General features: G+C 74.3%; 4 protein-coding genes and 1 pseudogene. 4 read left to right on the top strand and 1 reads right to left on the bottom strand.

Annotated elements, in window-relative coordinates; genetic code table 11:
- Positions 1-1,055 (top strand): serine hydrolase domain-containing protein (locus tag E1264_RS16525; RefSeq protein ID WP_243710970.1); only part of this gene is annotated, 1,055 nt, incomplete at its 5' end.
- A 140-nt stretch (positions 1,056-1,195) separates the two neighbouring features.
- Entirely contained in the window at positions 1,196-2,041 is an 846-nt protein-coding gene (locus E1264_RS16520) for a siderophore-interacting protein (protein ID WP_132174360.1), read from the top strand.
- Positions 2,042-2,116: 75 nt separating this feature from the next.
- On the opposite strand, the gene E1264_RS16515 is transcribed toward E1264_RS16520, so the two are convergent.
- Positions 2,117-3,475: an AarF/ABC1/UbiB kinase family protein gene (locus tag E1264_RS16515; RefSeq protein WP_165964209.1), complete on the bottom strand. Its 1,359-nt coding sequence runs from the start codon at positions 3,473-3,475 to the stop codon at positions 2,117-2,119.
- A gap of 206 nt (positions 3,476-3,681) precedes the next feature.
- On the opposite strand from E1264_RS16515, the gene E1264_RS16510 reads away from it, so the two are divergent.
- Positions 3,682-4,515, top strand: a complete 834-nt coding sequence (locus tag E1264_RS16510) for a cyanophycinase (protein ID WP_207935963.1) — start codon at positions 3,682-3,684, stop codon at positions 4,513-4,515.
- Positions 4,449-7,082, top strand: a pseudogene (gene cphA / locus E1264_RS45340) (cyanophycin synthetase); the annotation flags it as partial. The gene E1264_RS16510 and the pseudogene cphA, both read left to right, overlap by 67 nt.
- Between the last annotated feature and the right edge of the window lie 22 nt (positions 7,083-7,104).

The raw sequence follows: 7,104 nt of genomic DNA, 5'->3' as shown, positions 1-7,104 counted from the left end.
CCCCGCCGCCGGCGCCCGCGCCGCCGTCCGCCGCCGTCGCGGAGCGGTCGGCCGGGTTCGACGCGCTGCTCCCCTCGTCCACGCCGGTCGAGCTGCGCGAGGCGCACCGACCGCTGGCGGTCACCTACACCTACGAGGGGCGGACGCACACGCTCGACGACTACCTCCTCCGCACCGGCACGCAGGGCTTCGTCGTCCTGGACGGCCGCGACATCGTCTTCGAGCGCTACGTCGCCGCGACCCGCGACAGCCTCTTCCAGTCGTGGTCGATGGCGAAGTCGTTCACGTCGGCGGCGGTCGGCATCGCGCTCGGGGAAGGGTTCATCGGCTCGATCGACGATCCGGTCACCGAGTACGTCCCGGAGCTGGAGGGCTCCGGGTACGACGGCGTCTCGCTGCGGGACCTGCTGCGGATGTCGTCGGGTATCGCGTGGGAGGAGACGGTCGACGTCCCGCCCGTGCACGTCGCCGCGAGCCTCGGGTACCCGCTGACCGCGATGGCGAGGCAGCGCGAGCGCGGCTGGGAGCCGGGGACGAGATTCGAGTACACGAGCATGAACTCGTTCGTCCTCGGGTGGGTCGTCGCGAAGGCGACCGGCGTCCCGTACCACGCCTACTTGCAGCGGAAGATATGGGGACCGGCGGGGATGGCGTCCAAGGCCCTCCTCGGCAACGACTCCAACGGCAACAGCATGGCGTACTGCTGCTACTACGCCACCGACCGCGACTTCGCCCGGTTCGGGCTGCTGTACCTGAACGGCGGCAGGGCGAACGGGCGGCAGGTCGTCCCGGCCTCGTGGGTGGCGGAGTCGACGCGCCCGTCCGCGCCGTTCAACCAGGGCTACGGCCTGCACTGGTGGCTGGGCGCGGACGGCGCGTTCTCCGCCGACGGCCTCGGCGGCCAGCGCATCTGGGTCTCGCCGCGGCACGGCGTCGTGATCGTCAAATCGACGCTCGCGACCCTCGTCGGCGGGGAGGAGACGGACGCCGCGTTCGAGGCGGTCGCCGCCGAGGTCGCGCGGACCCGGGCGGCCCGCCTGACCTCGGCGCACTGACGCCGGTCCCCGTCGGTCGCCCCTCCCCGTCCGTCGCCGCGTCGCCGTGCCCGTCGGCCCGGCCGTAACCCGGTGGAACAATCCGGGCGAACCGGTGGTTAGGCTTGCCTAAGTGGTGATCGGGCGCATCGGAGGGCTGCATGGCGACGGAACCGGCACGCAAGGGACGCAGGCTGACCAGGGGGACGGTGCTGCGCACCGAACGGGTCACCCCGCACATGATCCGGGTGGTCATCGGCGGTGAGGACCTGGCCGGGTTCGGCGCGGGAGAGTTCACCGACCACTACGTGAAGCTGCTCTTCATGCAGCCGGGCGTCACCTACCCGGAGCCGCTGGACATGGAGAAGGTCCGCGCGGAGATGCCGCGGGAGCAGTGGCCGTCCACCCGGACCTACACCGTCCGCGCGTGGGACCCCGAGGCCGTCGAGCTCACGATCGACTTCGTCCACCACGGCGACAAGGGCCTCGCGGGGCCGTGGGCGGCCAGCGCCCGCCCCGGCGAGCAGATCTACTTCCAGGGGCCGGGCGGCGCCTACGCGCCCAGCGCCGACGCGGGCTGGCATCTGCTGGTCGGCGACGAGAGCGCGCTGCCCGCGATCGCCGCCTCCCTCGAACGCGTCCCGAGCGGCGCGCCCGCACGCGTGTTCGTCGAGGTCGCCGGGCCCGAGGAGGAGCAGGACCTGCCGACCCCGGGCGACGCGGACATCGTGTGGCTGCACCGCGATGGCGGCCAGGTCGGGGACCTGCTGGTCGAGGCCGTCCAGAAGCTGGAGTTCCCGAGCGAGGACGTGCACGCGTTCGTCCACGGGGAGGCGAACTTCGTCAAGGTGCTCCGGCGGCACCTGCGGGTCGAGCGCGGCCTGCCGCTGGAGCGGCTGTCCATCTCCGGCTACTGGCGCCTGGGCCGTGACGAGGACGGCTGGCAGTCCAGCAAGCGCGAGTGGCAGCAGCAGGTCGAGCAAGAGGAAGCCCAGGCCCTCGCCTGAAATCCAGAGGCGCCCTGCGCTCGCTCCGGTCGCCTCGTACGCCCCGCCCGGTGCGTGATCGGCTCGGAGGCGGGGTCAGGCGGTGGCGCGGGTCTGGTCGTCCAGGTCGGGGCCTTCGCCGTCGGCGAAGCCGGGGAGCCAGCGTTCGGCCTCGGCGCGGAACGCGCCCTCGGCCTCAAGCTGGCAGAGCACGCCGCCGCATCCGGACAGGGCGCGGCTGACGGCCAGGTACTGGGGCGGCAGCCGGAACTGGCGGGCGAGCGCGCCGGGGCGCATGTCGGACGCGAGGCCGAGCCCCCGCGCGGTCTGCTCGCGCAGCCATTCGCGCGAGTACCGGAACCGTTCGACGGCGAACGGGGCGGCGTGCGGCGCGACGAGGTCGGCGACCTCGCCGGCGTCGACGTCGGCGTCCGGGGCGAGGAAGCCCTCCTCGCGGAGCGCGTCGACGATGTCCTCGGGGTCGCCGAGCGTGCCGATGCGCAGCAGGCGGCCGATCGACCACTGCAGCTCGGCGGGGACGCGGGCGGCGCCGCCGAAGTCCATGACGCCGAGGCGGCCGTCGTCCAGCAGCCGGAAGTTGCCCGGGTGCGGGTCGATGTGGATCATCTCGCAGCGGTCCGGGCCGGAGAGAAGGAAGCGGAACAGCAGCAGGCCCGCGCGGTCGCGCTGTTCTTGTGAACCCTCGGCGATGACCTTGGCGAGCGGGGTGCCGTCCAGCCACTCGGTGACCAGGACGTTGCCCGACTGGGCGACGACCGCCGGGACGAGGAAGTCGGGGTCGCCGGCGTAGGCGTCGTGGAAGGCGCTCTGGGCGCGGGCCTCGTCGACGTAGTCGAGCTCCTTCTCCAGCCGCCGCTTGAGGTCGGCGATCACGGGCTTGACCTCGACGCCGGGGAACAGCGGGGTGAAGAGCCTGCTGAGCCGGGAAATCTGGTTGAAGTCGCTCATCAAGGCCTGGGCGGCGCCCGGGTACTGGACCTTGACCGCGACCGTCCGGCCGTCGTGCCAGACCGCCTTGTGGACCTGGCCGATGGACGCCGCGGCGGCGGGCCGGTCGTCGAACTCGGCGAACCGGTCGCGCCAGTCGCGGCCGAGCCCCTCGGCGAGGACGCGGTGGGTGGTCGCGGCGGGCATCGGCGGCGCGGACTCCTGCAGCTTGGTCAGGCTGGCGCGGAACGGCCCGGCGATCTCCTCCGGCAGCCCGGCCTCGAAGATCGACAGCAGCTGGCCGACCTTCATCGCGCCGCCCTTCAGCTCGCCGAGCACGGCGAACAGCTGGTCGGCGGTGCGGCGCTGGACCTCCAGCGCGACGGCCTCGGCGGGACGCCCGATCGTCCGCTTGCCGAACCCGAGCGCGGTGCGGCCGGCGAACCCGAGCGGCAGGCTCGCCAGCTTGGCGGTCCGCGTCACGGCGCGGCGGGGGATGTCACTCACGGCACGACCGTCCCTCGTTCGACGATGCGTCCAATGGCTGCCAGCCTCTCACGGCGCGGGAACACCTCAAAGTGGTCATTGCCCGTCAAAGATTCAGCGTTCGAGCAGGCCGGAAGATTCCCGGCACCGGGCGGGAGGCGGCCGGCCGGGCGGCAGCTCGCTGCGATCGAGCGACTACAGATCGTCATCAAGGGTAGTTAGCGGGTGTGAAAGAGAAAATCGGAGGTGCCGGACGCAAGGGCCGGCTGCTGATCATCGGTGGGGCGGAGAACCGGACCTGCGGGTCGGGGGCCCTGGAGACGTTCGTCGAGCTCGCGGGCGGCGAGGACGCGCGGATCGTGGTCGTGACGACGGCGACCGAGGTACCGGAGGAGGTCGCCGACGAGTACACCGCCGTGTTCGGGCGGCTCGGCGTGACCTCGGTGCGGGAGCTGCGGCTGCTGGGCCGGGCCGCGGCCGACGGCGCGGCGACGCTGCGGGCGCTGGACGCGGCGACCGGGGTGCTGTTCAGCGGCGGCGACCAGTCGCGGATCCGGACCCTGGTGGGCTCGCGGACCAACGAGCTGCTCAAGCGGCGGCTCGACCAGGAGGGCCTGGTCATCGCCGGGACGAGCGCGGGCGCCACCGCGATGGGCCACTGGATGATCCTGGGCGGGCACGGCCACGAGGTGGCCGCGTCCAGCGTGAAGGTCGGGCCGGGGCTCGGGCTGCTCGACAACGTGCTGATCGACATGCATTTCAACGAGCGGGGGCGGCTGCCGCGGCTGATGAGCGGCATCGCGCTCGACACGCGGCTGCTGGGCGTCGGGATCGACGAGGACACCGCGATCGTCGTCGGCGACGGGCAGTTCGACGTCGTCGGGACGGGCGTGGTCACGGTCGTCGACGCCGGCCAGTCCACCGTCGCCTACGCCGCCTCCGACGACGAGCCGATGGCGATGCTGGACGTGTCGCTGCACCTGCTGCCCGCCGGATGCGCCTTCCAGATGAACGACAAGCTCCCGGCGATCGGCAACATGCGCGGGCCGGAGGAGGAGTAGCCGTGCGGCTCGACCATGTGCGCCGCCTGAGCGGCCCCAACGTTTTCCTTTCACGTCCCGTCGCGATCGCGCGGCTGGATCTGCAGGGCCTGACCGGAAACGAGACGACCGACCATCCCGGTTTCGCCGAGCGGCTGGTGGAGGCGCTGCCGGGGCTGCGGACGCACCACTGCTCGGCGGGCCGCCCGGGCGGGCTGCTGGACGCGATGGCGCGCGGCACCTATTTCGGGCATGTCGCCGAGCACGTCACGCTGGAGCTGTCCGGGCTGATCGGCCGGGAGGTGTACTTCGGCCGGACGGTCCGCGCGGGCGGCCCCGCCGAGTACGACGTGATCCTGGAGTGCCCGCGGGACGAGCCGCCGGCCAGCCCGGTGGTGGAGCAGCTGATCACGCTCGCGCTGCGGCTCGTCAACGGCGCGCTGGCCGGGCGGGTGCCGGACCCGGCCGCCGACCTGGCCCGCATCGCCGCGGCCCACGAGGAGGAGCGGCTCGGGGTGAGCACGTCGGCGCTGGCGCGGGCGGCGCGGCGGCGGGGCGTGCCGGTCCGCCGGGTCGAGGGCCTGAACCTGCTGCGGCTCGGGTACGGGCGGTACCGGCGGACGGTGTGGGCGGCGATGACCGACGGCACCTCGGCGATCGGGATGGAGGTCGCGGGCGACAAGCGGCTCGCGCACCGGGTCCTCGCCGACGCGGGCCTGCCCGTCCCGGAGGGGCGGGTGGCGGCGTCGCCGGCGGAGGCGCTGGGGGCGCTGCGGGAGATCGGCGGGCCGGTGGTGGTCAAGCCGCTGGCGGGGCACCAGGGCGAGGGCGTCCACATCGAGCTGGCGACCGCGCCGGAGGTCGTGGCGGCGTTCGCGTCGGCGGCGGGCGAGGAGGGCGAGGTCCTCGTCGAGTCCTACATCCCGGGCCGCGACTACCGGGTCCTGGTCGTCGGCGGGCGGGTGGTGGCGGCGGCCGAGCTGACAGCGGCGTGCGTGACCGGCGACGGGACCGCGACGGTCGCCGAGCTGGTGGCGCGGGTCAACGCCGACCCGGCGCGCGGCGAGGGGCACGACCGGCCGCTGACGCGGCTCGCGCTCGGCCCGACGGAGCTGGCGCTGCTGGCCCGGCAGGGGCACGGCCCGCGGTCGGTGCCCGGCGGCGGGGAGCGGGTGTGGCTGCGGCGGAACGCGAACCTGTCCACCGGCGGCACCAGCCGGGACGTGACCGGCGGCGTCCACGCCGAGGTCGCGGACCTGTGCGTGCGCGCCGCCGCGACGGTCGGCATGGACGTGTGCGGCATCGACCTGCGGCTGCCCGACATCGGCTCGCCGGTGCCCGCCGACCGCGGCGCCGCCGGGATCCTGGAGGTCAACGCCGCGCCGGGCCTGCGCATGCACCTGGCGCCGCACGAGGGGGCGGGACGCGACGTCGCGGGCGACATCATCGACCTGATGTATCCGGCGGGCACGCCGTCGCGGGTCCCGGTCGTGTCGGTGACGGGCACGAACGGCAAGACCACGACCGTCCGGATGATCGCGCACATGCTGGAGCTGGACGGCCGCCGGACCGGCATGACCAGCACCGAGGGCGTGTACGTGGGGCGGCGGCTGGTGCACGCCTCGGACGCGTCCGGGCCGCGGTCGGCGGAGATGGTGCTCGGCGACCGGTCGGTGGAGGCGGCGGTGCTGGAGACGGCGCGGGGCGGGATCGTCCGGCGCGGCCTCGGCTACGACCGCGCCGACGTCGCCGTCGTCACCACCATCACCCGTGACCATCTCGGCATGGACGGCACCGAGCACCTGGAGGACCTGATCGACATCAAGGCGCTGGTCGCCGAGGAGATCCGGCGCGGCGGGCACCTGGTCCTCAACGCGGAGGACCCGGCCGTGGCGGGGCTGGCCGCCCGTCCCACGGTCGAGGAACGGGCCCCGGTGCTGCGCTACTTCGCGGTCGCGGCCGGCGCGCCCGTCCTGGCGGAGCATCTGCGCGGCGGCGGCATCGGCTTCACCGTGCAGGACGGCTGGCTGACGGAGGCGCACGGCGACCGCCGGACCCGGATCCTGCCCGCCGGGGAGGTCGCGGGCTCGTTCGGCGGGGACGCCGTCCACGTCGTCGCGAACGCGCTCGCCGCCGCCGCTGCGGCCCGGGCGCTCGACGTCCCGGTGGACGTGGTGGCGCGGGCGCTGCGCACGTTCGACCCGCACCTGCGCAACCCGGGCCGGGGCTGCGTGTACCGGGTCGGGGCCAATCCCGTCCTGGTCGACTACGCGCACAACCCGGCGGCGGTCACCGCGATGGGCGCGTTCGTCGAGCGGCGGTGGGGCGGCGGGGGCGTCGCCGCGGTCACGCTGCCGGGCGACCGGTCCGACGAGCTGGTCGCGGAGACCGCGCGGGCCCTGGCCGCGACGTTCGGCCGCGTCGTCGTCTACGAGGACGAGGACCTGCGCGGGCGCCGCTCCGGCGAGATGACCCGGCTGATCGTCCAGGGGCTGCGGGAGGGGCGCCCGGACGTCCGCACGCATCCGGCGGGCGACCTGAAGGGCGCCCTGACGTCGGCGCTGGACATCGCGGAGCCGGGCGAGCCCGTCCTGCTGCTGTACGAGAAGC

The organism is Actinomadura sp. KC216 (assembly GCF_004348535.1).
Classification (GTDB): Bacteria; Actinomycetota; Actinomycetes; order Streptosporangiales; family Streptosporangiaceae; genus Spirillospora.
This window is presented reverse-complemented; position numbering and strand designations above follow the sequence as displayed.

What these genes read in the sequence shown, in the direction of transcription:
- E1264_RS16520 (WP_132174360.1), top strand. Translation starts at nt 1,196, where the DNA reads ATGGCGACGGAACCGGCACGCAAGGGACGCAGGCTGACCAGGGGGACG.